The sequence below is a fragment of the Pseudoalteromonas sp. 120-MNA-CIBAN-0494 genome (genome assembly GCF_040308885.1).
Lineage (GTDB): Bacteria > Pseudomonadota > Gammaproteobacteria > Enterobacterales > Alteromonadaceae > Pseudoalteromonas > Pseudoalteromonas nigrifaciens.
Genome location: NZ_JBEOOE010000090.1, coordinates 1 through 768, shown reverse-complemented (window position 1 = coordinate 768; position 768 = coordinate 1). Strand labels below are relative to the sequence as shown.

Here is a 768-nt window from a genome sequence, read left to right as displayed (position 1 = left end):
TATCTAGCGTCAATTAACTTGGCCGGTTCCGCGTCAATTATCTTGGCCGGTTGACGCCGAATTTTATTTGCTCTTATTGAGCGCTGTTTTGCGTCGGTAACTTTCACCTTCGCAATGAATAATCGTTGCATGATGAACCAAGCGATCTATTGCCGCTACAGTCATCGTTGAATCATCAAATAGTTCATCCCATTGTTCAAATGATTTGTTTGATGTGATGATCATGCTGTGTCGCTCATAGCGATGGGCTATCAATTCAAACAGCACGCTCGTTTCCTGTTCAGTTTTTCGAACGTAACCAACGTCATCAACGATTAATAAGCTGTATTTATCGAGCTTTACAAGTTCGTCTTGCAAGCGTAAATGTCGCTTTGCTTGCTGGAGTTGTTGAACAATCGCTGACGCGGCAACAAACTTAACTTTATGGCCCTGCTCGATAAGGCCATAACCGATACTACTGGCGATATGCGTTTTACCAAGACCACTGGCGCCAAATAGCAATATATTGCCACCGTGCTTCAACCAATCCGGCTGATTTATTAAATCAGCAGCAAGGGGCTTACTAACCCCATCAACAAGGGTAAAGTCGAAGCTGCTAAGGTGTTTACCCACTGGCAATTTTGCATCTTTTAAAAGCCGCTGAAGGCGTTTGTCATCGCGTGTCGCAAGTTCAATATGGCACAGCTCAGACAAGTATTGCTGTGGGCTCCATTGTTCTTCTATCGCTTTTTTGCCCAGGGTATTCCACTGTTGAAGCATGGTGCTAAG

1 protein-coding gene is annotated in these 768 nt (G+C 44.4%); it reads right to left on the bottom strand.

What is annotated here, in order from left to right; genetic code table 11:
- Positions 1-63: 63 nt before the first annotated feature.
- A partial coding sequence (gene istB, locus AAEY55_RS18105; protein WP_407072711.1) for an IS21-like element helper ATPase IstB occupies positions 64-768 on the bottom strand: 705 nt, incomplete at its 5' end.